The 26,112-nt window shown below is 68.3% G+C and carries 24 protein-coding genes and 1 tRNA gene; 23 read left to right on the top strand and 2 right to left on the bottom strand.

Going from position 1 to position 26,112, the window contains the following annotated elements:
• The first annotated feature begins 9 nt into the window (after positions 1–9).
• The 22 genes from FFS10_RS05605 to FFS10_RS05500 all read left to right on the top strand — a co-directional run bounded on the left by FFS10_RS05605 (position 10) and on the right by FFS10_RS05500 (position 23,731).
• Positions 10–741, top strand: a complete 732-nt coding sequence (locus tag FFS10_RS05605) for an SDR family NAD(P)-dependent oxidoreductase (protein ID WP_137892421.1) — start codon at positions 10–12, stop codon at positions 739–741.
• 189 nt (positions 742–930) lie between these two features.
• On the top strand, positions 931–2,202 hold the full coding sequence (locus FFS10_RS05600; protein ID WP_171016054.1) for an ABC transporter substrate-binding protein: 1,272 nt from the start codon (positions 931–933) through the stop codon (positions 2,200–2,202).
• A gap of 149 nt (positions 2,203–2,351) precedes the next feature.
• Positions 2,352–3,218: a branched-chain amino acid ABC transporter permease gene (locus FFS10_RS05595; RefSeq protein WP_137892417.1), complete on the top strand. Its 867-nt coding sequence runs from the start codon at positions 2,352–2,354 to the stop codon at positions 3,216–3,218.
• Between the two features lie 23 nt (positions 3,219–3,241).
• The gene (locus FFS10_RS05590) at positions 3,242–4,336 is read left to right on the top strand and encodes a branched-chain amino acid ABC transporter permease (protein ID WP_137892415.1); all 1,095 of its coding nucleotides are present in this window, start codon (positions 3,242–3,244) and stop codon (positions 4,334–4,336) included.
• Positions 4,333–5,121 (top strand): ABC transporter ATP-binding protein, encoded by a 789-nt coding sequence (locus tag FFS10_RS05585; protein WP_137892413.1) that lies wholly within the window; start codon positions 4,333–4,335, stop codon positions 5,119–5,121. The genes FFS10_RS05590 and FFS10_RS05585 overlap by 4 nt, the downstream gene beginning before the upstream one ends.
• Positions 5,118–5,909: an ABC transporter ATP-binding protein gene (locus FFS10_RS05580; protein ID WP_137892411.1), complete on the top strand. Its 792-nt coding sequence runs from the start codon at positions 5,118–5,120 to the stop codon at positions 5,907–5,909. Before FFS10_RS05585 ends, FFS10_RS05580 begins: the two co-directional genes overlap by 4 nt.
• Before the next feature lie 29 nt (positions 5,910–5,938).
• A complete protein-coding gene (locus FFS10_RS05575; RefSeq protein WP_137892409.1) occupies positions 5,939–7,657 on the top strand; it encodes a thiamine pyrophosphate-binding protein in 1,719 nt (572 codons plus the stop codon).
• Positions 7,658–7,689: 32 nt separating this feature from the next.
• Positions 7,690–9,336 carry a flavin-containing monooxygenase gene (locus FFS10_RS05570; RefSeq protein ID WP_137892407.1) on the top strand — a complete coding sequence of 549 codons (1,647 nt, stop codon included), beginning with the start codon at positions 7,690–7,692 and terminating at the stop codon, positions 9,334–9,336.
• Positions 9,333–10,157, top strand: coding sequence for an SDR family NAD(P)-dependent oxidoreductase (locus FFS10_RS05565; RefSeq protein WP_137892405.1), 825 nt, complete (start codon positions 9,333–9,335; stop codon positions 10,155–10,157). Before FFS10_RS05570 ends, FFS10_RS05565 begins: the two co-directional genes overlap by 4 nt.
• 9 nt (positions 10,158–10,166) lie before the next feature.
• Positions 10,167–10,940, top strand: coding sequence for an IclR family transcriptional regulator (locus FFS10_RS05560; protein ID WP_137892402.1), 774 nt, complete (start codon positions 10,167–10,169; stop codon positions 10,938–10,940).
• A 131-nt stretch (positions 10,941–11,071) separates the two neighbouring features.
• Positions 11,072–12,148 carry an LLM class flavin-dependent oxidoreductase gene (locus FFS10_RS05555; protein WP_137892400.1) on the top strand — a complete coding sequence of 359 codons (1,077 nt, stop codon included), beginning with the start codon at positions 11,072–11,074 and terminating at the stop codon, positions 12,146–12,148.
• 32 nt (positions 12,149–12,180) lie between these two features.
• Positions 12,181–12,732 (top strand): flavin reductase family protein, encoded by a 552-nt coding sequence (locus tag FFS10_RS05550; protein WP_249931178.1) that lies wholly within the window; start codon positions 12,181–12,183, stop codon positions 12,730–12,732.
• Positions 12,733–12,778: 46 nt separating this feature from the next.
• Positions 12,779–14,389, top strand: coding sequence for an AMP-binding protein (locus FFS10_RS05545; protein WP_137892396.1), 1,611 nt, complete (start codon positions 12,779–12,781; stop codon positions 14,387–14,389).
• A 12-nt stretch (positions 14,390–14,401) separates the two neighbouring features.
• The gene (locus FFS10_RS05540; protein WP_137892394.1) at positions 14,402–15,301 is read left to right on the top strand and encodes a cyclase family protein; all 900 of its coding nucleotides are present in this window, start codon (positions 14,402–14,404) and stop codon (positions 15,299–15,301) included.
• Between the two features lie 19 nt (positions 15,302–15,320).
• On the top strand, positions 15,321–16,526 hold the full coding sequence (locus FFS10_RS05535; protein WP_137892392.1) for a CaiB/BaiF CoA transferase family protein: 1,206 nt from the start codon (positions 15,321–15,323) through the stop codon (positions 16,524–16,526).
• A gap of 46 nt (positions 16,527–16,572) precedes the next feature.
• Positions 16,573–17,730 (top strand): acyl-CoA dehydrogenase family protein, encoded by a 1,158-nt coding sequence (locus FFS10_RS05530; RefSeq protein ID WP_137892391.1) that lies wholly within the window; start codon positions 16,573–16,575, stop codon positions 17,728–17,730.
• 84 nt (positions 17,731–17,814) lie between these two features.
• Positions 17,815–18,801: a Bug family tripartite tricarboxylate transporter substrate binding protein gene (locus FFS10_RS05525; protein WP_137892389.1), complete on the top strand. Its 987-nt coding sequence runs from the start codon at positions 17,815–17,817 to the stop codon at positions 18,799–18,801.
• A 1-nt stretch (position 18,802) separates the two neighbouring features.
• Positions 18,803–20,200 carry a flavin-containing monooxygenase gene (locus FFS10_RS05520; RefSeq protein ID WP_137892387.1) on the top strand — a complete coding sequence of 466 codons (1,398 nt, stop codon included), beginning with the start codon at positions 18,803–18,805 and terminating at the stop codon, positions 20,198–20,200.
• Between the two features lie 23 nt (positions 20,201–20,223).
• On the top strand, positions 20,224–21,381 hold the full coding sequence (locus tag FFS10_RS05515; protein ID WP_137892385.1) for a thiolase family protein: 1,158 nt from the start codon (positions 20,224–20,226) through the stop codon (positions 21,379–21,381).
• A 2-nt stretch (positions 21,382–21,383) separates the two neighbouring features.
• Positions 21,384–21,821 (top strand): Zn-ribbon domain-containing OB-fold protein, encoded by a 438-nt coding sequence (locus FFS10_RS05510; RefSeq protein ID WP_137892383.1) that lies wholly within the window; start codon positions 21,384–21,386, stop codon positions 21,819–21,821.
• A gap of 73 nt (positions 21,822–21,894) precedes the next feature.
• Positions 21,895–22,863 (top strand): LysR family transcriptional regulator, encoded by a 969-nt coding sequence (locus tag FFS10_RS05505; protein ID WP_137892381.1) that lies wholly within the window; start codon positions 21,895–21,897, stop codon positions 22,861–22,863.
• Positions 22,864–22,915: 52 nt separating this feature from the next.
• Positions 22,916–23,731, top strand: coding sequence for an IclR family transcriptional regulator (locus tag FFS10_RS05500; protein WP_137892379.1), 816 nt, complete (start codon positions 22,916–22,918; stop codon positions 23,729–23,731).
• Positions 23,732–23,804: 73 nt separating this feature from the next.
• Here the strand turns inward: FFS10_RS05500 and FFS10_RS05495 are convergent.
• Positions 23,805–23,880: transfer RNA gene (locus FFS10_RS05495), tRNA-Arg, on the bottom strand.
• Positions 23,881–24,023: 143 nt separating this feature from the next.
• Positions 24,024–24,935, bottom strand: coding sequence for a LysR family transcriptional regulator (locus FFS10_RS05490; protein ID WP_137892377.1), 912 nt, complete (start codon positions 24,933–24,935; stop codon positions 24,024–24,026).
• 91 nt (positions 24,936–25,026) lie between these two features.
• On the opposite strand from FFS10_RS05490, the gene FFS10_RS05485 reads away from it, so the two are divergent.
• Complete coding sequence (locus tag FFS10_RS05485; protein WP_137892375.1) at positions 25,027–26,106, top strand: 4-oxalomesaconate tautomerase; 1,080 nt, start codon at positions 25,027–25,029, stop codon at positions 26,104–26,106.
• Positions 26,107–26,112 lie beyond the last annotated feature (6 nt).

Below are 26,112 nucleotides of genomic sequence, written 5' to 3'. Positions count from 1 at the left end.
GACATCGCCATGAACAGATTTACCGACAGGGTGTTCCTGATTTCCGGCGGCGCCCGCGGCCTGGGCGCGGCGCAGGCGCGTCGACTCGTCGCCGAGGGCGGCAAGGTGCTGATCGGCGATGTGCTGGTCGAGGACGGCGAGAAACTGGCGGCCGAACTGGGCCAGGCCTGCCGCTTTCAGCACCTGGACGTGACCAGCGAGGCGCAGTGGCGCGAGGCGGTGGCCGTGGCCGAGGGCATGGGGCCCTTGCACGGCCTGGTCAACAACGCCGGTGTCTATGCCCCGGTGCCGCTGCTGGACACCGACACCGCGCAGTTCGAGCGTCACACCCGGATCAACCAGCTCGGCACCTTCCTCGGCATGCGGGCCGTCGTGCCCGCCTTCGAGCGCACCGGCGGCGGCGCCATTGTCAACATCTCGTCCACGGTGGCCCTGCGCAGCGCGCCCAACGCCATTGCCTACACGGCCACCAAATGGGCGGTGCGCGGCATGACCAAGGCCGCGGCGCTGGAGCTGGCCGACAAGAACATCCGCGTGAACTCCGTGCACCCCGGCCCCATCGACACCGAGATGCTGAGCGTGCGAAGCCGCGAGGACAACCTGCGGCGGATCCAGCAGGTGCCCATGAAGCGCCTGGGCACGGCGGACGAGATCGCCGGCCTGGCGCTGTTTCTGCTGTCCGACGAAAGCCGCTACATGACGGGCGCCGAAGTCGCTATGGATGGCGGCTGCGCGCTTTGACGCGGCACGGACCGGTCGCATCGGTAGAAACCCAGGTCTGATCGACTTCGCCTCATGCTAGTATTTCGAGAATAGAAAGTTAATTTCGAAATGTCGAACAAAGGTCGCAACACCCGATGCGGCCCGGAGCAGGAAGAGCCCTTAGGAAAGACCCGCCGCCGAGTCCGGCGTGCATCACCAGGAGACGACATGAAAGCATCGATATCCCCCACGGCAGCTCGCGCCCCCCAGCAGGGCGCGCCGCGCCGCCGCCTGTGCGCCAGTCTCGCCCAGCTCACGGCCGGCGCCATGCTCGGCGGCTTCGCGCTGGCCGCCAGCGCGTTCGAGAGCCCCGCCGACGGTGTCTACAAGGACCGCATCGACTGGGGCCTGATGATGGACATGAGCGGCACCGCCTCTGCCTCGCAGATCCCCTGGGTCAACGGCGTCAAGGCCTACATCAACAAGGTCAACGAAGCCGGCGGCATCAATGGCCGCAAGATCAACCTGCTGGTCGAGGACGATCGCTATGACGCGTCGATCTCGCGCACGAACTACGAGAAGCTGAACAACCAGACGCCCGCCCTGGGCGTGTCGGGCCTGGGCAACTCCAGCGCGCAGGCGGCGCTGATGACCGGCATCCGCCGCGGCAAGCTGCCGATCGTGGGCGCCTATGCCATCACCAAGGCCGGCCTCGAGCCCGCCACGCCCACCTACTACGCCGGCTTCTGCGGCAACAAGGAGATGGCGCAGGTCGGCGTGAACGCCTTCACCGACAAGATGAACCTGAAGGCGCCCAAGGTCGTCACCGCGCACATGGACGTGGCCGGCGGCAAGGACTTTGCCGACTACGTCGCGGCCGAGGTGGCCAAGCGGGGCGGCACGCACAAGGCGCTGCCGATCAAGGTCGGCGCCGCCGACGTGACGGCGCAGGTGCTGGAGATCAACGCCATGAAGCCCGACTTCATCGCGGTGTACGGCGTGCCCAGCCCCACCATCCTGCTGATGAAGACCATGCACCAGTATGCGCTGAAGATCCCGACCTTCTCGATCACGCACCTGGGCACGCCGGAGATCTACGGCTCCATCGGCGCCGAGGCCGGCGCGAGCTACAGCTTCGTCAGCTGCTTCTCGCCCGCCGACGTGGCCGACTCGGCCGGTGTGCGCGAAATGTCCGCCGCTGCCGACAAGGGCGGCTTCGGCGCGATGAAGAACAACGTCAACTTCGTGGGCGGCTGGGTCGTCGGCCAGCTCATTGTCGAGGTGGTGAGCAAGGCCGGCAAGGAGCCGACGCGCGACAAGCTGATGGACGTGCTGTCCAAGACCGTCGAAATCGACACCAAGGGCGTCACGGGTCCGATCCGCTACACGCCCGAGGACCATCGCGGCCCCGTCGTGATGCGCCCCTACAACTACGACTACAAGACCGGCAAGTTCGTGGCCCAGGGCAACTTCGCCGACTACGCCAAGTACGTCAAGTGACCGCGGCGGCGCATCTCCTGCGTCTAACCGCCGAGATCCCGCCGCTGAGACCCGTTCCCGGGCAGGCCCGTCGCCTGTCCGCGCCGGTCTCCAGGTCACCCTTTCTTCTCGAAGCCGGCAGCGACCGGGGCGAATCCCAGAGGTTCCACATGCTCGCACAAGTCTTATTCAGTGGCCTGGCCCTCGGCAGCATCTATGGCCTGGTGGCCCTGGGCTTTGCCCTGGTGTTCAAGGCCACCGAGGTCTTCAACTTCGCCCAGGGCATGTTCGTGGTCTGCGGCGCCTACCTCGCCGTCACCGCCATTTCCATTCTGCACCTGCCTTTCGGCCTGACCGTGCTGTTCATCATCGGCGGCGCCGCCCTGCTCGGCGTGGTCGTGCACGCGCTGCTGATCCAGCCGCTGTCGGGCCGGCCCATGCTGTCCGTGATCATGGTCACTCTGGCGCTGTCGATCATCCTGCGCGCGCTGATCGAAATGATCTTCGGCGCGCAAGGCCGAACGCTCGAGACACCCCTGCCCAGCGGCGGATTTCTCTTTGCCGGCATCCGGGTCTCGCAACTGCACCTGACGGCCGCCATCACCAGCTGGCTGTGCATGGCCGGCTTCGGGGCCTTCTTCCGCTACACCTCGATCGGCCTGCTGATGCGCGCCACGGCCAACAGCCACGAGGCGGCCATGGTCTCGGGCGTCAACGTCAACCGCGTCAACCGCATGGCCTGGGCGATCGGCACGGCGCTTGCGGCCGTCGGCGGCCTGTTCCTCGGCCAGTTGCAGATCGCCTCGGTCGAACTCGAATCCATCGGCCTGCTCGCGGTGCCGGCGGTGGTGCTGGGCGGCCTGCAAAGCATCCCGGGCGCCATCATCGGCGGCCTGCTGGTGGGCGTGATCGAGCAACTGGCGGCCGCCTACATCTCGCCCAAGGCGGCCGACATTCTCATCTTCGCGCCCCTGCTGCTGGTGCTGATGGTGCGGCCCTGGGGCCTGTTCGGCCAGCGCGAACTGGGGCGCGTGTGAGCGCCGCTCCCCGAAAGCCGTCTATGTCCACCCTCGAACTCGCCGCTCCCGTCGCTGCCCCCGTGCGCCCACCCGCCTGGCGCTGGATCCGGCTGGCCCTGGCCGTCGCCGTGCTGTGCTACCTGCCGGTGGTGCTCACCGACCGTGCCGTCTTCGGCGTGCGGCTGTCGAACATGCAGTTGCTCAACATCGGCCTGAGCCAGGTCAACCTGATGCTGATCGCCATGCTCGGATCGGTCTCGCTGACCTACCTGACCGGCTGCGCCGGCCTGATCTCCATCGGCCATGCCGCTTTCTACGCGGTGGGCGCCATGGCCGGCGCCATCGTCGGCACGCAGTGGGGACTGCCGTTTCCGGTGGCCCTGCTCGCCGCCGCGGGGCTGGGCGCCGTGGTCGGCGTGCTGGCCGGCCTGCCGTCGCTGCGCGTGCGTGGCCTGTATTTCCTGCTGTCGACGCTGGCCATGCACCACATCGCCAAGTTCGTCCTGTCCGAGTACCAGTACAAGTTCTTCGATGTGGTCGGCATCCCGTTCCAGGAAGCCAAGCTCGGCTCGTTCGTGCTCGACACGCCAATGCGCTGGTACTTCTTCCTGCTGCCGGTCGTGATCCTGGTCTTCCTGGGCCTGCGCAACAGCATGCGCTCGCGCGAGGGCCGGGCGCTGCTGGCCATGCGCGACCACGAGCTGGCCGCCACGTCCGCCGGCATCGACGTGCGGGTGCTCAGGCTCAAGGTGTTCGGCCTGAGCTCGTCGATCGCGGCGGTGGCAGGCTGCCTGTATGCCTACTACATGACCAACGTGAACGCGGAATTCTTCAACCTCAACTTCGCGATCCAGTTCATCGCCATGATCATCATCGGCGGCATGGGCTCGTTGGCGGGTGCGGCCATCGGCGCGGCGCTGTGGCTGCTGCTGCCGGCCGTGATCACCGGCTTCGCGACCCAGGCCGGCGCCTCCGGCGCGGCCTGGGCCCAGTTCCTCAGCGCCAACAAGCCGCAGATGGTCAACCTGACCTTCGGCGTGCTGGTGGTGCTGCTGCTGATCTTCGCGCCGGGTGGCATCGCCGGCCTGGCTCGGCAGCTGCGCAACAAGTATCTTTCGGGACGGGGCGGCCAATGAATACGGTGCTGGAAGTCAAGGACCTGTCGGTCGCTTATGCCCGCAAGGGCTTGGCCCTGGACGGCGTGTGCCTGGCGGTGCCCCAGGGCAGCATCGTGGCCCTGCTGGGCGCCAACGGCGCGGGCAAGACCACGCTGATCCGGGCCATCTCGGGCCTGCTGAGCCTGCATGGCGGCGAGGTGGTCGCGGGTGACGTGCTGATGCAGGGCCAGCCCGTGCTCGGCCTGCCTTCGCACCGTCTGGTGCGCATGGGCATGGCCCAGGTGCCGGAAGGCCGGCTGGTCTTCAAGCAGCTCAGCGTCGAGGAAAACCTCGAGGTGGGCGCGGCCATCCTGCCGCGCTCGGCCGTGCGCGAGCGCATGGACGCGGTCTACCAGCTGTTCCCGCGCCTGCTGGAGCGGCGCAAGCAGGCCGCCGGCTGGCTTTCGGGCGGCGAGCAGCAGATGCTGGCGCTCGGGCGCGCCCTGGTGGCGCGGCCCCACCTGCTGCTGGTCGACGAGCTGTCGCTGGGGCTGGCACCGCTGATCGTCGAGGCCATCTACAAGCAATTGCGGGTGGTGGGCGAAACCCTGGGCACCTCCATGCTGATCGTCGAGCAGAACGCCAAGCTGGCGCTCGAGTTTGCCGCCACGGCCTATGTGCTGGAACGCGGCCGCATCGTGCTGTCCGGCCCCGCCGCCGAGGTGGCGGCCAGCAAGGCCATCCACGAGTCCTACCTCGGCGCGCGGCGCGAAGGCGCCGGCAAGGGCCGGGCCGTCGCTGTCAACGAGGAGTCGAACGCATGAGCGCGCCCCTGCTGGAACTGGAATCGCTGCAGATGCGGTTCCAGGGCCTGACGGCCCTGGACAAGGTGTCGTTCACCATGGCGGCCGGTTCCGTCACCTCGGTGATCGGCCCCAACGGTGCGGGCAAGACCACGCTGTTCAACTGCGTGACCGGGATGTACCGGCCCACCGGTGGGCGCGTCAGCTTCGCGGGCGCCGACATCACCGGCATGCGCGCCCACCTGGTCTCGCGCCATGGCATCGCCCGCACCTTCCAGAACCTCGCCCTGTTCTCGGGCCTGACGGTGCTGGAGAACCTGCTGGTGGGCACCTACCTGCAGGGCCGCTCCGGCCTGCTGCAAGGCATGGTGCTCTCGGGTCGGGCGCGTGCGGAGCAGGCCTCGGCGGTGGCCGCCGCCCACCAGGTGCTCGAGTTCCTCGGCATGGTCCACCTGGCGGGCGCCATGCCCGGCGAGCTGCCCTACGGCCAGCAGAAGCAGGTCGAGTTCGGGCGCGCGCTGATGCAGAAGGCGCGCCTGGTGCTGCTCGACGAACCCATGGCCGGCATGAGCGGCGCGGAGAAGAGCGCCATGACCACGCTGATCCAGCGCGTGCGGCAACAGTACGGCATGAGTTTCCTGATCGTGGAGCACGACATCCCGGTCATCATGGAAATCTCGGACAAGATCGTGGTGCTCGACTTCGGCCGCAAGATCGCCGAAGGGACGCCGTCCGAGATCCAGGTCGACCCGGTGGTCATCGCGGCCTACCTGGGCACGGCCGACGCCGCGGAGGCGGAGCCGGCCTGACACGGGCCGGCTGCCATCCTGGAGTCTTCATGAACACCCTAGAGACGGACCACGGCCCGCGCAGGCCGGCCTACGAGGCGCTGGCGCACGACCTCAAGAACCGCGGCATAGACGCGGTCTTCGGGCTGATGAGCGATGACGTGGCGCTGTTCGTCAGCACCCTCGACGCCATCGGCGTCCGGTTTCACGCCGCGCGCCACGAGAACAACGCGGTGGCGATGGCCGAAGGCTATGCCGCGGCCACCGGCCGCCTGGGCGTGGCGATCCTGGGCCGGGGGCCGGCGACGGCCAATGCCCTGAACGGCGCGATGTACGCGCTGCGCACCGGCTCCCCGGTGCTGCTGATCCTCGGCGCCTCGGCCATGGCGCAGCGCTCGTCGGGCGGGCAGGCCCCGTCGCCAGACCCCAAGGCCTTCAACGTGCAGGGCGTGCTGGGCGCGGCCGGCTTCAGAAGCTTTCTGGCCACCGATGCGCAGACCGCCAGGCAGATGCTGGCGAACGCCATCGACGCCACGCAGCAGGGCACTTGCGCGGCCCTGCTGCTGCCCAGGGACGTGCAGGCCGGGCTGGTCGACGACCCGGGGCCCATGGTCCCGCCCTGCGCCGTCCCGGCGGCGCAGGGGCCGCGCGTGGCCGCGCGTCCTGCGGCCATCGAAGCCGCCGCGACCCTGCTGGGCAGGAGCCGCAGGCCGCTGTTCGTGGTGGGGCTGGGCGCGCACCGCAGCGGCGCGCGCGAGGCCCTGGAGCGGCTGGCGGACCAGGTCGGCGCGGTGCTGGCCACCACGCTCAAGGCCAAGGACATGTTTCGCGGCCATGCCTACAACCTGGGGATCATCGGCTCCTTCTCGCATGGGGCAGCGCGCCGCCTGATCGACCAAGCGGACTGCGTCGTCGTGTTCGGCGCGGGCATGAACCCGCGCACCACCAGCTACGGCAGCGCGCTGCCGCAGGATGTGCCGCTGATCCATGTCGACCTCGCGCGGGCGAACATCGGGCGCTGGTTCCACGCCGACGTGGCGCTGGTCGCCGACGCGCGGTCCGCCGCCGAGCAGCTGATCGGTGCGCTGCCCGAACGCGCCGCGGCGGACAAGCCGTTCCACACCGAGGACACGCGCCTTCGCCTCGCCGAGTTCGACCCGGCGAGCGAGTTCCAGCCGGCCCATACGGCGCGCACCATGGACCCGCGTGCGCTGGCCATCGAGCTCGATCGCCTCTTGCCCCAGGACCGCAACGCCGTCTACGACGCGGGCAACTTCCTGCAGATCCTGCCCTACATCTCGGTGCCGGGGCCCGACCAGCTCAAGAACTCGGTCGATTTCGCCTCCATCGGCATGGGGTTCGGTACCGCCCTGGGCTTCGCGCGAGGCGCGCCGCAGCGCCCCACGGTGCTGTTCGTCGGCGACGGCGGCTTGCTCATGACCCTGGGCGAGCTGGAGACGGTGGTGCGCGAGGACATCCCGCTGGTGATCGTCGTGATGAACGACTGCGCCTACGGGGCGGAGCTGCACTTCCTCAAGATGCGGGGCATGCCGGTGACGACCTCGCTGTTTCCCGATGTGGACTTCGCGCCGGTCGCTCAGGCTTTTGGCTTCCATGCGGAGACCGTGCGCACGCTCGACGAGCTGCGCCGGCTCGCGCCGCTGCTGCAGAACCCGCAGGGCCCGATCCTGCTGGACTGCAAGATCAACGCGTCGGTGGCCGCCGCGTTTCACCTCGAATCTGCCGAGCACGAACGCAAGAAGGCGTGAGTGGACGGGGACGAAGCTTTCAACAGGAATTCATGATCATGACCATCCAGGACCCGACCGATCCGCGGCAATACGACGTGATCATCATCGGCGCCGGATTTGCCGGCCTGTACGCGTTGCACCGCATGCGCGGCATGGGTCTGTCGGCCCGCGTCTACGAGGCCGGTCCGGAAGTAGGCGGCGTGTGGTTCTGGAACCGCTATCCCGGCGCGCGCTGCGACGTGGAAAGCCTGCAGTACTCCTACTCCTTCTCTCCCGAGCTGGAGCAGGAATGGGTCTGGACCGAGAAGTACGCCACCCAGCCCGAGATCCTGCGCTACATCCGGCATGTGGCGGAGCGCTTCGACCTGCGGCGCGATATCCAGTTCAACACCCGGGTGGAGGAGGCCGTCTACGACGAGGCCGGCGCCCGCTGGGAGCTGCGCACCGAGGCCGGCGAGCGGGTGTCCGGGCGCTTCTGCGTGATGGCCACCGGCGCGCTGACGGTGCCGCAGCTGCCGGACATCCCCGGCATCGAGCGCTTCGCCGGCAAGATTTATCACACCGCGACCTGGCCGCACGAGGGCGTCGACCTGTCGGGGCGGCGGGTCGGCGTGATCGGCACGGGCTCCTCGGGCATCCAGGCGATACCGGCGATCGCCAAGCAGGCCGAGCAGCTGGTCGTTTTCCAGCGCACCGCCAATTTCTCGATCCCGGCCTGGAACGGGCCGCTGCAGCCCGAAGTCCAGCAGACCTGGAAGAAGGACTACCGTGAGCACCGCCGCCGCGCGCGCGAGGTCGGCACGCTGTACGAGTTCAGCGACAAGGCGGCCTCGCAGGTCGGCGAGGAGGAGCGCCAGCGCGAGTACGAGCGGCGTTGGCAAAAAGGGGGCGTGAACTTCGTCCATTCCTTCAACGACCTGATGGTCGACAAGCAATCCAACGACACCATCGCCGAGTTCGTACGGGCCAAGATACGCGCCACGGTGAAGGATCCGCAGGTGGCCGAATCCCTGTGCCCCAAGGACCATCCCCTGGGCTCCAAGCGCATCTGCGTGGACACGGGCTACTACGAAACCTACAACCGCGACAACGTCAAGCTGGTCGACCTGAAGAAGACGCCGATCCGCGAGGTCTCGGCCAGCGGCGTGCACGCCGGCGATGTACACCACGAACTCGACGTGCTGGTGTGCGCCACCGGCTTCGACGCCGTGACCGGCGCGCTGCGCCACATCGACATCCGCGGCCGCAACGGCCAGCAGCTGTCCAGGAAATGGGCCGAGGGGCCGCGCAGCTACCTGGGCCTGATGACCAGCGGCTTTCCCAACCTGTTCATCATCACCGGCCCCGGCAGCCCCTCGGTGCTGGTCAACATGGTCGTCGGCATCGAGCACCATGTGGGCTGGATCTGCGACTGCCTGGACCATCTGCGCCGCCAGGGCCTGGCCAGCATCGAGGCCGGCCAGGCCGCCGAGGACCGCTGGGTCGAGCATGTGAACGCGGCGGCGAACAAGACGTTGTTTCCGCTGGCCAACTCCTGGTTCCTGGGCGCCAACGTGCCCGGCAAGCCCAGGGTGTTCATGCTCTATGCGGCCAAGCTCTGGGTGTACCGCCAGGAATGCCAGGCGGTGGCGGACAAGGGCTACGAGGGCTTCACGCTGGCTGCGGTGCCGCGCCCGGCGCTGGCAGAGGCGCCATGAGGCCCGCGCCCCAGGGCCGCGACGCGGCGGGCGACGGCCCGCGGTTTCAGGGCCGCATCGCCGTGGTCACCGGCGGCGCCAGCGGCATAGGCAAGGCCTGCGCCGAGGTCCTGGCGGCGCAAGGCGCCACGGTCGCCATCGCCGACCGCGACCTAGTCAACGCGCAGGTCGTGGCTCAGGCGCTGGGTGGCAGGGCCTACGCCATCGACGTGAGTGTCCCGCAGGACCTCGAGGCCCTGGCCGAGTGCATTGAGGCGGAGCTTGGCCCGGTGGCGCTGCTGGTCAACGCGGCGGGCATCATCCAGGGCCCGTCGGTGCGGCCCGAGGAACTGCCGTTCGACACCTACGACCGGGTCTACGGCATCAACCTGCGCGGCACCCACGCCGCCTGCGTGGCCTTCGGCCGGCGCATGGCGGCCCGCCGGCGCGGCGCCATCCTGAATCTGGCCTCGATCGCCGGCATGCGCTCCACGCCCCTGCATGCCTACGGCCCGATGAAGGCCGCAGTGATCGGCCTCACGGAGAACCTCGCTGCCGAATGGGGGCGCTGCGGCGTGCGTGTCAACTGCCTGTCCCCGGGGCCGGTGCTCACGCCCGCCCTGGAGGACGCCATCGACAAGGGCCTGCGCGACCGCCGGCGCATGGAAGACAGCGCCGCCAGCGGGCGCATGGTCATGCCGCGCGAGGTGGCGCTGGCGGCCGCCTTCCTGCTGTCGGACGAGGCGTCCGCGATCACCGGCGTCAACCTGCCCGTGGACCACGGCTGGCTGGTGGCCAACTCCTGGGCATCGTTCGGAGGCTTGCGTTCGCACACATCATGAAAGACCTGGATGAGCCCGGACAGATACCTGCGCAGCTTCGACGTCATCGGTCTGCTGGCGCGGCACAAGGACGGTCTGCGCCTGACCGAGATCAAGGAGGCGCTGGCCCTGCCGGTCAGCAGCGTGCACAACATGCTGCAGACCATGGTCACGGCCGAGGTGCTGAACGTCACGCCCGAGCTGCGCTATTCGATCGGCCCGCGCGTGGTGGGCATCGCGCTGTCCACCCTGGCGTCCCTAGACGTGCGGACCCTGGCGCGCCGTCACCTGCAGGACTTGGCCAGGGCCATTGGTGACGACGTCTACCTGGGGCTGAACCTGGGCCAGCGGGTGCTCTATGCCGACCGCTGCTCGGGGACCCAGCGCGTCTCGCTGGACATACGCCTGGGCGAGCCGCTGTACCTGCATGGCACCGCGACCGGCAAGCTGTTTGCCGCCTACGACGCCCGGCTGGCCAGCCAGGCGCTGGCCAGCCCGCTCAAGAAGCTGACCGCCCACACCATCACCGACCCCCGGCAACTGAGCGCCGAGTTCGAGCGCATCCGCAGCCGAGGCTACGCCAAGAGCGAAGACGAGGCGGTGGACGGCGTGGTGGGTTATGCCATTCCCATCCGGCAGGCGGACGGCACGCTGGCCGCCGCCATCCATGTCTCGGTGATCGGCCAGCGGGCGACCAGGTCGCACGAGCGAAGGCTGATCGACGCAGCGCGGGATTGCGCCGCCCAGGTGGAGCGTAGCCTGGGCCATGTCAGTCCCGATCGCTTTCCTGCGGGCGTCGCCTGAAGTTGCAGGCAAATTCATCGATGAAGTTGATGTTTTCGCATCAAAACATGTGACTTTTTTTTATAGGAATGCCTTTCTACACTGACTTCAACTTGATGTTGATTCAGAGCAAGCATTCCAAAGGAGACTCCATGAAGCTCGGCTTTTTCACCATGCCCATGCACCCGATCGGCAAGGATTGGCAACTCTCCCTGAAGGAGGACCGCGAGGCCTTCATCCTGGCCGACCAGCTCGGCTTCGTCGAGGGCTACGTGGGTGAGCATGCGACCGACCCGGAGGAGAACATCACCTCGTCCGCGATGTTCATCGCGACCCTGGTCGACGCCACCAGGAACATGAAGCTCGGCACCGGCACGACCAACATGCCGAACCAGCACCCTGCAGCCATCGCCAGCAACATCGCCATGCTCGACCACCTGCTGGGCGGGCGCTTCATCCTCGGCATCAGCCCCGGCGCGCTGCCCTCCGATGCCGAGGTGTTCGGCAACATGGACCTGCCGCGGCCCGCCATGTTCCTCGAGTCCATCAACCACGTGATCAAGCTGTGGACCACCCAGCCGCCCTACGACCTCAAGGGCGACTTCTGGAACATCTCCACCGCGCGCACCCACATCCCGGAAACCGGCATGGGCACCATCCCGCTGCCGCTGCAGCGCCCGCACCCTCCCATCGTGGTGACAGCGGTGGCGCCCTTCTCCCAGGGCATCGCCGAGGCCGCCGCGCGCGGCTGGGATCCCATCTCCGCCAACTTCCTGCTGCCGATGTGGGTCAAGACGCACTGGACCAAGTATGTGGAAGGCTGTGCCCGCATCAACCGCACGCCCGACCCGGCCAACTGGCGGGTGGCCAAGACCGTCTTCGTGGCCAAGGACGACGCGACGGCGCGCGCCTACGCCATGGGCAGCGATGGCCCCTACTACTACTACTACCGCGCGCTGTTCAACAAGCTCAAGCGCCGTGGCGCCCTGGGCGTGTTCAAGAGCGACCCCAAGATGCCCGACGAGGCCGTGACCCTGGAGGATGTGATGGAGAAGCTGGTGATCCACGGCTCGCCGGCCAAGGTGGCGGACAAGCTTCATACGCTGAAGCAGGAAACAGGCGAGTTCGGCACGCTGCTCTACGCGGGCGTGGACTGGAAGGACCCGGCGCTGGCCCGTGACTCCATGGTGCTGATGGCGGAGAAGGTGCTTCCGCTGATGAACGCCTGACAGCGGGGCGCAGGTCGCGAGTGACGATGGAAATGAAACAGGTCCTGCTCGACGGGCAGCACGACGGCCGCCAGCTGCGCAACGCGCTCGGCCGTTTTCCGACCGGCGTGACGGTGATCACCACCCGCACGCCCGGCGGCAAGATGGAGGGGCTGACGGCGAACTCGTTCTCCGCGCTCTCCCTGGATCCGCCCCTGGTGCTGTGGAGCATCAACCGCAAATCGCAGTCGGTGGCGGGCTTCCTGGCGTCGGGCCACTTTGCGATCAACGTGCTGCGCGCCGAGCAGACCGACCTGTCGCACCGCTTCGCCACCCCGCACGAGAACAAGTTCGAGGACCTGGCCGTGGCGCAAGGCGTGGGCGGCTCGCCCCTGCTGGAGGGCGTGCTCGCGAACTTCGAGTGCGAGACCGAGACCACGATCGAAGGCGGCGACCACCTGCTGTTCGTCGGCCGTGTGCACAAGATCGCCTACGGCGAAGGCGAGCCCCTGATCTTCAATTCGGGGCGCTACTGCACGGCCCAGCCGCTGCGCGCGGGATCGGCCGAGTCCGATCTGAAGAGCATCTGGGCGGGCCTGGGCTGAAGCCGCACCGCCCGCGATTCGAGCAAGCAAGAGGAAGAGACAAGACATGACGAAAATGCCGACCAGCCGGACCATACCGGCGCTGCTGGACGAGCAGGCGGAAAAGTTCGGCGAGCGCGAGGCCGTTGTCAGCGGCAGCGAGCGCCTGAGCTACCGGGCGCTGCGTCTGGCGGTGCGGCGCGCGGCCAGGGGTTTGCTGGCGCTGGGCGTGCAGCCGGGCGACCCTGTGGCGATCCTGATGGGCAACCGCACCGAGTGGATCGTGGCCTTCCTGGCCGTGCAACAGCTGGGTGCGACGGCCGTGGGCCTGAACACCTGGGCCACGCCGCGCGAGATGGCGTATTCGCTGGCCCATGCCGAGGTGAAATACCTGATCGCGGTGGAGCGCCTGCGCAGGAACGACTACCGCGCCATGTTCGAGGCCATGCAGCCCCTGGCGAGCAGCCTGCCGGCGCTGCGCAGCATCGTCTGGCTGGCGGCCGAGCCCGACGCCCGCCCCGCGCCGCCCGGCGAGCTGACCTGGGAGCGCGTGCTGGCCATGGGCGAGCAGATCCCCGAGGCGCGGGTCGACGCCGCGGCCCAGGCGGTCGATGGTGACGCGGTGGCGCTGCTGCTCTACACCTCCGGCTCAACCGCCGCACCCAAGGGCATCCTGCTGCAGCACCGCCTGTGGATCGCCAACGCCTGGAACATCGGCGAGCGCCAGAAGGTGACCGAGCAGGACAGGCTGTGGCTGGCCGTCTCCCTGTTCTGGAGCTTCGGCAGCGTCAACGCCCTGCCCAACATGCTGAGCCACGGCGCCTGCGTGGTGCTGCAGGAGTCCTTTGATGCCGGCGAGGCCCTGGCCCTGATCGAGCGCGAACGCTGCTCCATCATGTACGGCACGCCCAACATGGTGCAGGCGCTGCTCGAGCATCCGAGCCGGCCCGGCCGCGATCTGTCGTCGCTGCGCAGCGGCGCCATGATCGGCACGCCCGAGCAGCTGATGGGGGCGGTGAACCTCGGGGCGCGCGAGATCTGCAACGTCTATGGCCTCAGCGAGACCTACGGCAACTGCGCGGTCATCGACGCCAAGGAGCCGCTGGCCGTGCGCCTGCAGTCGGTCGGCCAGCCGTTGCCGGGCGTGACGCTGCGCATCTGCCACATGGAAACCGGCCAGCCGCTGCCGGCGGGCGAGGTCGGCGAGATCCGGGTGAAGGGGCCGCTGTTCCTCGCCTACTACAAGGACGAGGAAAAGACCCGCGAGGCCTACGACGCGGACGGCTTCTTCCACACCGGGGACCTCGGCATGCTCGACGAGGCGGGTCGCCTCTACTACCGCGGCCGCCTCAAGGAGATGGTCAAGAGCGGCGGCATCAACGTCGCGCCGATCGAGGTGGAGGAGGCGCTGATGCGCCACCCTGCGGTGCGCACCGCCTACGTCATCGGCATGCCCGACCCCCATCTGGACGAGGTGCTGGTGGCCATCGTCATTGCGCGCGAGGGGGCGTCGTGCACCGAGGAGGAGCTGCTGAAGTTCTGCAAGAAGGAGCTGGCGGCCTACAAGGTGCCGGCCCGCTTCCGAATGGCCACCGACGACGAGCTGCCATTGACGACCACGGGCAAGGTGCAGAAGATGAAGCTGCGCGAGCTGCTGCAGGACGCGCCTGCGACCTGAGAAGGAAGTACCATGGACAGCAACGACACCCCCAATCTCCGGCCCAACGCGTGGGGCCGCTGGGGCCCCGAGGACGAAGCCGGCGCCCTCAATTTCATCGGCGCGGCACAGGTCAGGCGCGCAGCCGGCCTGGTGCAGACCGGCGAGGTGATCCGCCTGGCCCAGCCGCTGTCGCACAAGACGCCGGTGCCGCGGCACCGTTCCGGGCTGCAGCATTTCATGGGCCGCGACGGCGGCGACTACGCGGCCGGGGCCAAGCGCCCCGGTGGCTTCCAGTTCGCCGAGGACACGGTGGTCATGCCGCTGCACATCGGAACCCACATCGACGCGCTCTGCCACGCCTGGTGCGAAGAGAAGATGTTCAACGGCTACCGCGAGACCACCATGCGCAGCACCTCGGGCGCGACCCGGCTGGGCGTGGAGAAAATGCCGCCGGCGTTCACGCGGGGCCTGCTGATCGACATGGTCAAGCGGCGCGGCCGCACCTTGGAGGCCGGCGAGGTGGTGACGCGGCGCGACATCGAGGCCTGCCTCGCACAGGCCGGCCTGAAGGTCGAGGCCGGCGACGCGGTGCTGCTGCACACCGGCTGGCTGGCGTCGCAGCTGGGTAACCCCAACATCGACTTCAATATCGAACCCGGCATCGACCACGAGGCGGGCCTCTGGCTGGCGCAGCAGGAGGTGGCGCTGATCGGCGCCGACAACTTCGCTGTCGAGGTGCTGCCTTTCGCCGAGGGCACGGTGTTCCCGGTGCACCAGTGCGTGATACGCGACTTCGGCATTCCGCTGCTCGAGGGCCTGATGCTGGAGCCGCTGGCTCGAAGCGGGCGAAGCCAGTTCCTGTTCGTCGCCGCGGCGCTGCCGATCGTCGGCGCCACCGGCAGCCCGCTGACGCCGCTGGCCGTGCTCTGAGGCGGAACCGAAAGCCTGCATGAAAAAGAACCGACCGCTCGAGGGCATCCGCATCCTCGAGATCGCCTCGATGATCTTCGGCCCGCTGGCCGGCCAGTACCTGGGCGACATGGGTGCCGACGTGATCAAGCTCGAGCCGCCGGAGGGCGACCTGACGCGCGCCATCGGGCCGCGGCGCTCGCCGCTGATGGGCGCCTTCTTCCTGACCAGCAACCGCAGCAAGCGCAGCATCGTGGTCGACCTGAAGCAGCCCGAAGGCCGGGAGATCCTGCTCAAGCTGGTCGCCAAGACCGACGTGCTGCTGCACTCGCTGCGCACGCCGGCCGCCAGCCGGCTCGGCCTCGATTACGCCAGCCTGTCGAAGGACAACCCCGGCCTGGTGTACTGCCATGTCACCGGCTATGGCGACGAGGGCCTGTACGCCGGCCGACCCGCTTACGACGACATCATCCAGGCCGCCTCCGGTCTGGCGGACCTGCAGACCGTGGTTGCGGGCCAGCCGCGCTTCGTGCCGACCATCATCGCCGACAAGATCAGCGGCGTGCACGCCGCCTACGCGATCACGATGGCGCTGCTGCACCGCGAGCGCACCGGCGAAGGCCAGCAGGTCGACGTCGCGATGTTCGAGACCATGTCGGCGTTCAACATGATGGAGCACCAGTGGGGCCACGCCTTCGAGCCGCCGATTGACAAGATGGGCTATGCGCCGGTGGCCACTGCCTCGCGCCGGCCCTACAGGACCCAGGACGGCTACCTGGCGCTGCTGCCCTATTCGGATGCCAACTGGCGCCGTTTCTTCGAGCTGGCCGGCGAGCCCCAGATCATGGAAGACCCGCGCTTTGCCAGCTTCGCCGCGCGGCAGACGCACTTCCGCGAAGTCTGGGACGAGATCGAGCGCCAGGTCGCGCGCAAGACCAACGCCGAATGGCTGGCGCTGCTGTCCGGTGACGACATACCGTTCTCCGTGGTGAACCGGCTCGAGGACCTGCCCAGCGATCCGCACCTGCAGAGCGTCGGCTTCTGGAGCATCGTCGAGCACCCCACCGAAGGCGCGCTGCGCCTGCCCGCCAATCCCGTGAAGATGAGCGCGTCGCCTCCCGAGGTGAGGCTGCTGCCGCCGACGCTGGGCCAGCACAGCGTCGAGATCCTGCGCGAGATCGGCTACGACGAAGCCCGCATCTCGGCCCTGGTCGGCGCGGGCGGCGCCTGCAAAGGCAATGCGTGAGCGGGGCACGTAACTTGTACGCATTCCAAGCATCCGATCGAACAACATGATCCCGCGCACCATCTTCAGCCCGGACCACGAGGCTTTCCGTGATACGGTCAAGCGATTCATCGAGGAGCATGTCACCCCCTTCCATGCGGAGTGGGAGAAGGCCGGCCAGGTCCCCCGCTCGCTGTGGAAGAAGGCCGGCGAGCTCGGCCTGCTGTGCGTCAACGTCCCTGAGGAATACGGCGGCCTGGGCGCCGACTTCCTGTACAGCGCGATCCTGATCGAGGAGATGGCGCGCGTCGGTGCCACCGGCCCGACCTTCTACTTGCATTCGGACATCGTCGCGCCCTATATCGTCGACTTCGGTACCGAGGAGCAGAAGCGCAAGTGGCTGCCGAAAATGGCGACCGGCGAAGTGGTGGTGGCGCTGGGCATGAGCGAGCCGTCCGGCGGCAGCGACGTGCAGAACATCCGCACCCAGGCCATCCGCGACGGCGACGAGTACGTGATCAACGGCCAGAAGGTGTTCATCACCAACGGCCACAGCGCCGACCTGCTGCTGCTGGCCTGCAAGACCGACCCCAAGCAGAAGGCCAAGGGCGTCAGCCTGATCCTGGTGGAAACCAAGCGCGAGGGCTTCACGCGCGGCCGCAAGCTGGAGAAGATCGGCTGCAAGGCGCAGGACACCTCCGAGCTGTTCTTCGCCGACCTGCGCGTCCCGGTGTCCAACCTGCTCGGCACCGAAGGCGGCGGCTTCGCCGTGCTGATGACGCAACTGGCGCAGGAGCGCCTGATCCAGGCCATCCGCGGTGTTGCCGCTTCCGAGGCGGCGCTGGAGTGGACGCGCGCCTACGCCGCCGACCGTAAGATGTTCGGCCAGACCCTGGCCGATTTTCAGAACACCCGTTTCACGCTGGCCGGGCTGCATGCCGAGGTGCTGGCCCAGCGCGTGTTCGTCGACCGCTGCATGGAGCTGCACCTGCAGGGCAAGCTCGACCCCGTCGATGCCGCCTCCTGCAAGCTGGTCGCCACCGACCTGCAGTTCAAGGTGATGGACCAGTGCCTCCAGTTCTTCGGCGGCTGGGGCTACATGTGGGAATACCCGATCGCGCGCGCCTTCGCCGACGCCCGCATGTGCCGTATCGGCGGCGGCACGGCGGAGGTGATGAAGCAGATCATCGCCAACTCGCTGCTGCCCAAGGTCCGCAAGGACTGAATTCCAGGGATTTCGACGAGAAGAACTTCCCGTTCGGGCCCCCGCTGACCAGTTTCAATCCCCCACAAACCGAGGAGACATCCCATGACCCAGTTCCGATGCAGCTTGATCCAGGCAGCCGTTTTCGCCGCCGCCAGCGTGGCCTTCGCCGCCGCCGTCCACGCCCAGGACGCCTGGCCCGGCCCCACCGTGAAGGTGATCGTGCCCTTCACGGCCGGCGGCGCATCCGACGTGCTGACCCGCCTGCTCTCCGAAAAGCTGCAGGCCAGGCTCGGAGGCAACTGGGTCGTCGACAACAAGACCGGCGCGGGGGGCAACATCGGCATGGAAGCGGTCAAGAGCGCGCCGCCCGACGGCAACACCATCGGCTCGGCGACCATCGGCACGCTGTCGATCAACCAGTTCCTGTTCTCCAAGCTGAACTACGACCCGGTGAAGGACTACGCCTATGTCTCCAAGGTCTGGGAAAACTGCAACGCCTTCGTCGTCGCGCCCGGCAATCCGGCCAAGAACATCAATGAGTTCCTGGAGTGGGCGAAGAAGCAGCCCAAGGGCGTGAGCTACGGTTCGGCCGGCGTCGGCACCACGCCGCACCTGGCCGGCGAGATGTTCCGGCATCGCACCGGCCTCAACGCGGTCCACATCCCGTTCCGCGGCGCGGCGCAATCGATGCCCGCGCTGATGGCCGGCGATACCGACTTCGCGATCGACAACATCGCCAGCTACACGCCGCTGATCAAGACGGGCAAGGTCCGGGCGCTGGCCGTGACCTGTCCCGAGCGCTGGCCCACCATGCCCGAGGTGCCGACCATGGCGGAATCGGGCGTGAAGGACTTCGTCGTCACCTCGTGGGGCGCGTTCGTGATGCCCAAGGGCACGCCGCCCGCGATCGCCAACAAGGTCTCGGCCGCGATTGCCGAGATCGCCAGGGATCCGGCGGTCCAGGAGAAGTACCTCCAGACGGGCGCCATCCTGAAAGCCACCACGCCCAAGGAAACCGAGGCCTTCGCCGAGCAGGAGCGGGTCAAGTGGAAGGAAGTGGTCAGGCTTTCCGGCGCCAAGATGGACTGATATGGCCTTGGTATCCTCCCGCACCATCGATCCTGACGCGCTGAGGCAGCCAGTCAGCGCCGTCGCGGGCACGGGCAGGTGTCGCGTGGCCGTGATCGGGGCCGGCGCCGCCGGCCTCTGCGCCGCCCGGCACCTGATCGCTCGCGGCGTCGACGTGGTGGTCTACGAACTCGGCAGCTGCATCGGTGGCCTCTGGGTCTTCGGCAACGACAACGGCCTCGCGCCAGCCTACCAGTCGCTGCACCTGAACTCCGAAGCCAGGGTGACGGCGTACCGCGACTTCCCGTTTCCGGACGGCGGCCCGCTTTATCCGGACCACCGTCAGGTGCGCAGCTACCTCGAGGACTATGCCGAAAAGTTCAACGTCAAGCCGCGGATCCGCTTCCGCTCGCGCGTCGTCGACATCGCGCCCCTGCCCGGCGATCGCTGGCGGGTCAAGCTCGAGGACGGTGGCGGCGGCGATTTCGACGCGGTCGTGGTCGGCAGCGGGCACCAGGGCTCGCCCTCGCATCCGGGCTGGCGCAAGGACTTCAGCGGCGAATACCTGCACTCGCACAGCTACCGCATCCCCGAGCCGTTCCGCGGCAAGCGCGTGCTGGTGGTCGGCATGGGCAACAGCGCGGTGGACATCGCGTCGGACATCTGTGTCGTGACCGAGTCGACCACCATCTCGGCCCGCTCGCCGGTGCTGGTGATGCCGCGCATGCTGTTCGGCGTGCCGACCTCGCGCGTTCTGGGCAGGCTCGAAAGGAACTGGATGCCCTGGCCGGTGCGCCGCACGATCCGCGAAGTGCTGACCCGCATCGTGCACGGCCGCATGGAGCAGTGGGGCTTCACCACCCCCAAGAGCAGAACCCATCCGACCAGCCATCCCAGCCTGATGTCGCATTTCGTCTGGGACCGGATCAAGGCCAAGCCCGGCATCGAGTCGGTCAAAGGCCAGGAGGTGCGCTTCGCCGACGGCACGATGCAGACCTTCGACACCGTGATCGCCGGCACCGGTTACAACGTCGACCTGCCTTTCCTGGCGCCGGAATTGCGGCCGCTGGAAGGACACAAGCTGGAGCTGTTCCTGCGGGTCGTCCATCCGACGCGGCGCGGCCTGTATTTCATCGGGCTGTTCAACGTGGCAGGCGGCGGCAACATCCGCATGATGGACGACCAGGCCGAGTGGATCACCGATCTGGTCACAGGCGAGATCGCCCCGCCGGATGCCGCCACGATGCGGGCCGTGATGGAGGAGGAACAGGCTTTCCTGCGCAAGCACTATCCGGCGGCGCCCCGCTATGCGCTGGAACTCGACCCCGCGTTCTACCGCAAGCAGCTCAGGCGCGAACGCCGGCAGGCGCGGATGCGCCGCGCCCGACAGGCCGCGCCGGCAGCGCAGGCCGGCCAATGAACCCATGATGCAAGGAGACTGACTTGTCCCTCCGTGACAAAGCCTGCGTCACAGGCATAGGCGAGACCGCGTACATGCGCGGCTCGACCAAGACCGCGTTCGAGCTGCAGATCGAGTCGTCGCTGAAGGCGATCGCGGACGCCGGCCTCACGCCCAAGGATATCGACGGCGTGATCCCGATCGGCATCGTGAGCGGCACCGCCGACGATTTCATCGAGAACTTCGGCATCCCGGACCTGCGCTTTTCCGCCGTGATCCCGCATGGCGGCGCCAGCCCGACGATGGCTCTGCAGTGCGCGGCCGCGGCCGTGGCCGGCGGTGTCTGCAACCATGTGCTGATCACCTTCGGCCGCAACGTGACGGCTGCGGCCATCACCAAGGCTGGCGCGCGCATCCACACCATGCCGCAGTTCCACTACGTCACCGAGTTCGAGTACCCGATGGGCGCGATCGCGCCGGCGCAGCTGTATGCGCCGATGGCGCGCCGGCACATGGAGCTGTACGGCACGACGGTGGCGCAGTTCGGCGAAGTGGCGGTGGCGCACCGCGAGCACGCGCTGCTCAACGACAACGCGATCATGAAGAAGCCGATCACGCTTGAAGACCACGCCCATTCGCGCATGATCTCCGACCCGTTCCGGCTGCTCGATTGCAGCCTGGAGAGCGACGGCGGCGCCGCCTGCATTGTCAGCGCCGCCGATCGCGCCGCCGACCTGAAGCACCGCCGCGTGTTCATCTCCGGCGTCGCGGAGGGCCATCCCGACTCGCCCGGCTCGATCACGCAGCGTCCCGACATGACCAGCCTGGGCATCAAGAAGGCCGCGGCCCGCGCCTTCGCCATGGCCGGCGTCACGCATACCGACATCGATGTCGCGGAAATCTACGACTGCTTCACCTATGCGGTGATCCGCCAGCTGGAAGACCTGGGCTTCTGCGCCAAGGGCGAGGGCGGTCCGTTCGTGCAGGGCGGGCGCATCAAGCTGGGCGGCGCGCTGCCGGTCAACACCCATGGCGGCCTGCTGTCGCAGGCGCATGTCTGGGGCCTGAACCACATCGTCGAACTGGTGCGGCAGCTGCGCGGCGACGCCGGCCGCGCGCAGGTCAAGGATGCCGAAGTGGGCCTCGTGAGCGGCTACGGCGACATGGGCGATGGCGCCCTGGCCATCATGCGGAGGGGCTGAACATGACGACGACGACAACCACGACGGCGACGCTGACGGAAACCCCGAAGCCGCTGCCCCAGATCAGCGAGATCTCGCGGCCGTACTGGGAGGCGGCGGCCCAGGGCCGGCTGGTGCTGCAGTGCTGCGCCCACTGCGGCAAGGTCCGCCACTACCCGCGCCCGCTGTGCGATGCCTGCTACTGCGATGCCGCCGAATGGAAGCCGGCCAGCGGTCGCGGCAAGGTGCACAGCTGGACGGTGGCGCACCACGCGTTCCACAAGGCTTTCGCCGCCGAGCTGCCCTACACGCTGGTGACGGTGGACCTCGACGAGGGCGTGCGCGCGCTCGGCCGCTGGCAAGGCGGTGCGACGCCCGTGATCGGCCAGGCCGTGCAAGGCCGGTTTGACCGCAGCAACGAGTTCGGTGGCAACCTGGTGTTCACGCCGGCAGGAGGGTGAGCGCGGGACTCGCCGTCCTCGCACGGGCGGTGGCCGATAATCGGCGTCGAACGGCCGTCCACCGAGCGATGCGATGAAACAAGTCACCCTGCTGAACCTCGAGACCCTGTGCTGCATTGCCAAGCTCGGGACCTTTCACGCCGCGGCCCAGAAGATGAACGCGTCCCAGCCGGCGATCTCCGCCCGCATCCGGGACATGGAGTCCGCCCTGGGCGTGGCCCTGTTCCGGCGCCAGGGGCGGCGCATGGAGCTCACCTTCCAGGGGCGCGAGCTGGTGCAGATGGTCGAGCCGCTGCTGCGCCGCCTGGACAGCGTGGTGGGCGCGCTCGACAATCCGGAGGCCGCCACCGGCATCGTACGCATCGGCGCGGGCGAGATTGCGGCACTGAGCTGGTTTCCGGTCTTCATTGCCCGGCTGCGGCAGCTGATGCCCAAGGTGACCTATCAGGTCGAGATCGACCTCACGGCGGCGATGCGCCAGCGCCTGGAGGCTGGCAAGCTCGACGTGGCCCTGTTCGCCGGGCCCGTGACCAGCGTAGACACCCGATCGGCCTCGCTGGGCCGGGTGCGCATGTGCTGGATGATGGCGCCCTCCCTGATGGCGCGGTCCGAGCCCGCCCGTTCGCCGCGCGAATTGCTCGAATCTCAGGCCATCTGGTCCCTTTCCAAACCATCGGCCAGCCATTCGATGACCATGGCCATGCTGCGTGACCTGGGCGTGGCGGCCGATGCCATCGGCACCTGCAACCACATCATGGCGCTGATCGAGATCATCGTGAGCGGCGCGGGCGTGGCCTTGCTGCCCGAGATCCTGGTGCGGGGCTACGTCGCCAAGTCCGAGCTCGTGCCCCTGCTGCCGGAGCTGCCGACGCCTGAGCTGGAGTTCGTGATCGCCTGGAGCGCGGACCAGGAGCAGTCCATCATCCGCAACATCGTCGACATGGCCCTACGCTGCACGACCTTCGACGGGCCCGACGCCCCCGCGGACGCGGTGCACGTGCTCGACGACCTGGCCTCCGAGAAGGGCGATTCGGGGCCTTGACGGGCGCGCCTGCCCGGGCAGGCCGGAGGAGGGCAGCGATTACAATTTTCGCATGAGCCCCGACCGTTATCTGCGCACCTTCGACGTCCTCAACCTGCTGGTCCAGCACAAGGACGGCCTGCGTCTGACGGAGATCAAGGAGGCGCTCGACCTGCCGGTGAGCAGCGTGCACAACATGCTGCAGACCATGGTCACCGCGGAGGTGGCGGCCGTCACCGACGACCTGCGTTACTCGGTGGGCCCGCGCGCGGTGGCGCTGGCCCTGCGCACCCTGCAGTCGCTCGACATCCGCACCATCGCGCGCCGCCATCTGCAGGACCTGGCCAAGGAGATCGGCGACGACGTCTACCTGGCCCTGCCGGTAGGCAAACGGGTGATCTACGCTGACCGCTGCCTCGGCACCCAGCGCATCTCGCTGGACATCCGCCTGGGCGAGTCGCTGTTCCTGCACAGCACGGCGACGGGCAAGCTGTTCGCGGCGCTGGACCCCAAGCTCGGCGCGCAGACCCTGGCCGGGCCCCTGTCGAAGCTGACCGCGGCGACCATCACCGATCCCGCCGAGCTCGAGCGCGAGTTCAAGCGTATCCGAGCCGCCGGCTATTCGAAGAGCGTGGAGGAGTCGGTCGAGGGCATCGTGGGCTACGCCGTGCCCATCCAGGATGCGGCGGGGCATCTGGTGGCGGCCATCCATGCCTCGGTGCTGGTCAAGCGGGCGACCAAACCGCACGAGCGCAAGCTGCTGAGCGCGGCGCGCGAGTGCGCGCAGCAGGTGGAACGGCACCTGGGGAACTTCGAGGGCGGCGGCGCCTTGCGCACCGATCGGTCGGCCGCGGCGTCGGGCGGTCGATCCGCGCGCAGCGCGAGCTGAAGCTTCACCGGGAGGATCGGGTCCGGGCCTGCACGCCCCTGCGTGCGCCTTGGTCGGACGGTCTTTTGATCTTTGGCGCGGCTGGCGGGGATCGAACCCACGACCCTTGGCTTCGGAGGCCAATACTCTATCCACTGAGCTACAGCCGCATTCGCTGAAAGCGCCAAGCAGGGGATTTTCGCACATCCTGAGGCACTGCTCGCCGAAGCCAGCGGATCCAACCGACCGGCGGCATCGCCAGGCCGTAGCGTGCCGCCGAGTGCGTGGTGGGACAGGACTGGCGCGGTCCGCTTCAGGCGGCCTTGCGCCGCCCCTGGCGCTGGTCGGTCAGCAGCTCGTACAGCCGCTCGGCCGCCGGCGTGAAGCTGCGGCCCTTGCGCCGGATCAGGCCGAGGCGGCGCGTGATCACCGGCTCGTGCAGCGGCACGCTGGCCAGCACCGGGTGGTCGACCCCCGGCATGGCCAGGGCCGGCACGGCGGCCACGCCCATGCCGGCCTCGACCAGGCCGAGCAGGGTGGTCACATGCTGGGCCTCGTAGATGCTTTGCGGCCGCGCGCTGGCGCCGGCCAGGGCCAGGTCGATCAGCATGCGGTTGCCCGAGGACTTGCTGACCGACATGAAGTCGTACTGGCCGAGCTCGCTCCAGCTCACGCGCCGCTTGCGCGCCAGCGGGTGGTCCTTGCGGCAGGCCGCGACGAAGCGCTCCTCCAGGATGGTGCGGAACTCGATGCCGGGCTCGTCGCTGCCGATGAAGTTGAGGCCGAAATCGGCCTGGCCGCTGGTGACCACGGACAGCACCTCGTTGGCGCTGGCGTCGTGCACCTTGATGCGCACGCGCGGGTAGCGCGCGTGGTAGCTGCGCAGCACCGGGGGCAGGAAGTAGTAGACGGCCGAGGGCACGCAGGCGATCGTGACCTCGCCCATGCGCGCGCCGCCGACCTCGCGTATGCCCAGCAGGGTCTCGTCCAGGTCGTCGAGCAGTTGGCGCACCTTGCGCGCGAAGTCGCGCCCCACGCCGGTCAGCTCCATGCTGCGCGTGTTGCGGTCGATCAGGCGCACGCCCAGCGCCGCCTCCAGCTTGTCGATGCGGCGGCTGAAGGCGGGCTGGGAGATGTGGACCTGCTCGGCCGCCTTGCGGAAGTTCTTGAGTTCCGCTGCCGCAGCGAAGGCTTGCAGGTCGTTGAGGTCGAACTGGATGCTCATGGGGCCTCTCGGTCAATAGTTGCTTCTGGTGCATCAATTCTTCAGAAAGATGCAATTCACAGAATTCTGCATCAATCCGATGATTCGATGCATGAACACTTCGATCCCTTGCGTCCTCATGCGATCGGGCACCTCGCGCGGCCCGTTCTTCCTGCGCGACTGGCTGCCGCAGGACATCGCGACGCGTGACCGCGTGCTGGTCAGTGCGATCGGCTCGGCGGACAGCAGCCAGATCAACGGGCTGGGCGGCGGCAGCTCGCTGACCAGCAAGGTCGCCATCGTCTCGCGCGCCTCGCGCCCCGACTGCGACGTGGACTACCTGTTCGCCCAGGTCGGCGTGGGCGAACGGACCGTGGACACGCGGCCCAACTGCGGCAACATGCTGGCCGGCGTGGCGCCGTTCGCGATCGAGCAGGGCCTGGTCGCGGCCGGGCCGGGCGCGACCACGGTGCGGGTGCACAACGTCAACACCGGCGCGCGCATCGACGTCGCGGTGCAGACGCCGGAAGGCCATGTGACCTACGACGGCGATGTCCGCATCGACGGCGTGGCCGAGCCGGCGGCGCCGATCTACCTGAACTTCCTCGACGCCTGGGGCGCCAGCACCGGCAAGCTGTTTCCCACCGGGCGGCGCATCGACCGCATCGATGGCGTGCCGGTCACCTGCATCGACGCGGCCATGCCCATGGTGCTGATTCCCGCGGACAGCCTGGGCGTGACGGGCCGCGAGTCCGCCGCCGAGCTCGACGCGACGCCGGGCCTGCTCGAGCGGCTCGAGCGCATCCGCCTGCAGGCCGGGCAGCTGATGGGCCTGGGCGACTGTTCGGACAGCGTGGTGCCCAAGCCGGTGCTGGTGAGTCCGCACGAGGACGCCAAGGCCATCGTCTCGCGCTACTTCACGCCATGGCGCTGCCACAGCTCGCATGCCGTGACCGGCGCCATAGGCGTGTCCACGGCCCTGGCCCTGCCGGGCACGGTGGCCAGCCAGGCGGGCCTGGCGCCGGGCCGCCACGAATTGCGCGTGCACCACCCCTCGGGGCTCATCCAGATCGCCATGGACCTGAAGGCCGAGGCGGGCGAACTGGTGGCCGAGCGCGCCTCGGTCGTGCGCACCGCCCGAAAGATCCTGCAAGGGCAGCTGGAAGTGCCCTCGCATCTGTTCCATATTTGAAGGAGA

Origin of the sequence: Ramlibacter sp. 2FC, assembly GCF_005503345.1 — a bacterium.
GTDB lineage: Bacteria > Pseudomonadota > Gammaproteobacteria > Burkholderiales > Burkholderiaceae_C > SCMQ01.
Note: the sequence above shows the minus strand (reverse complement) of the source record. Positions and strands in the feature narration are given on the sequence as shown.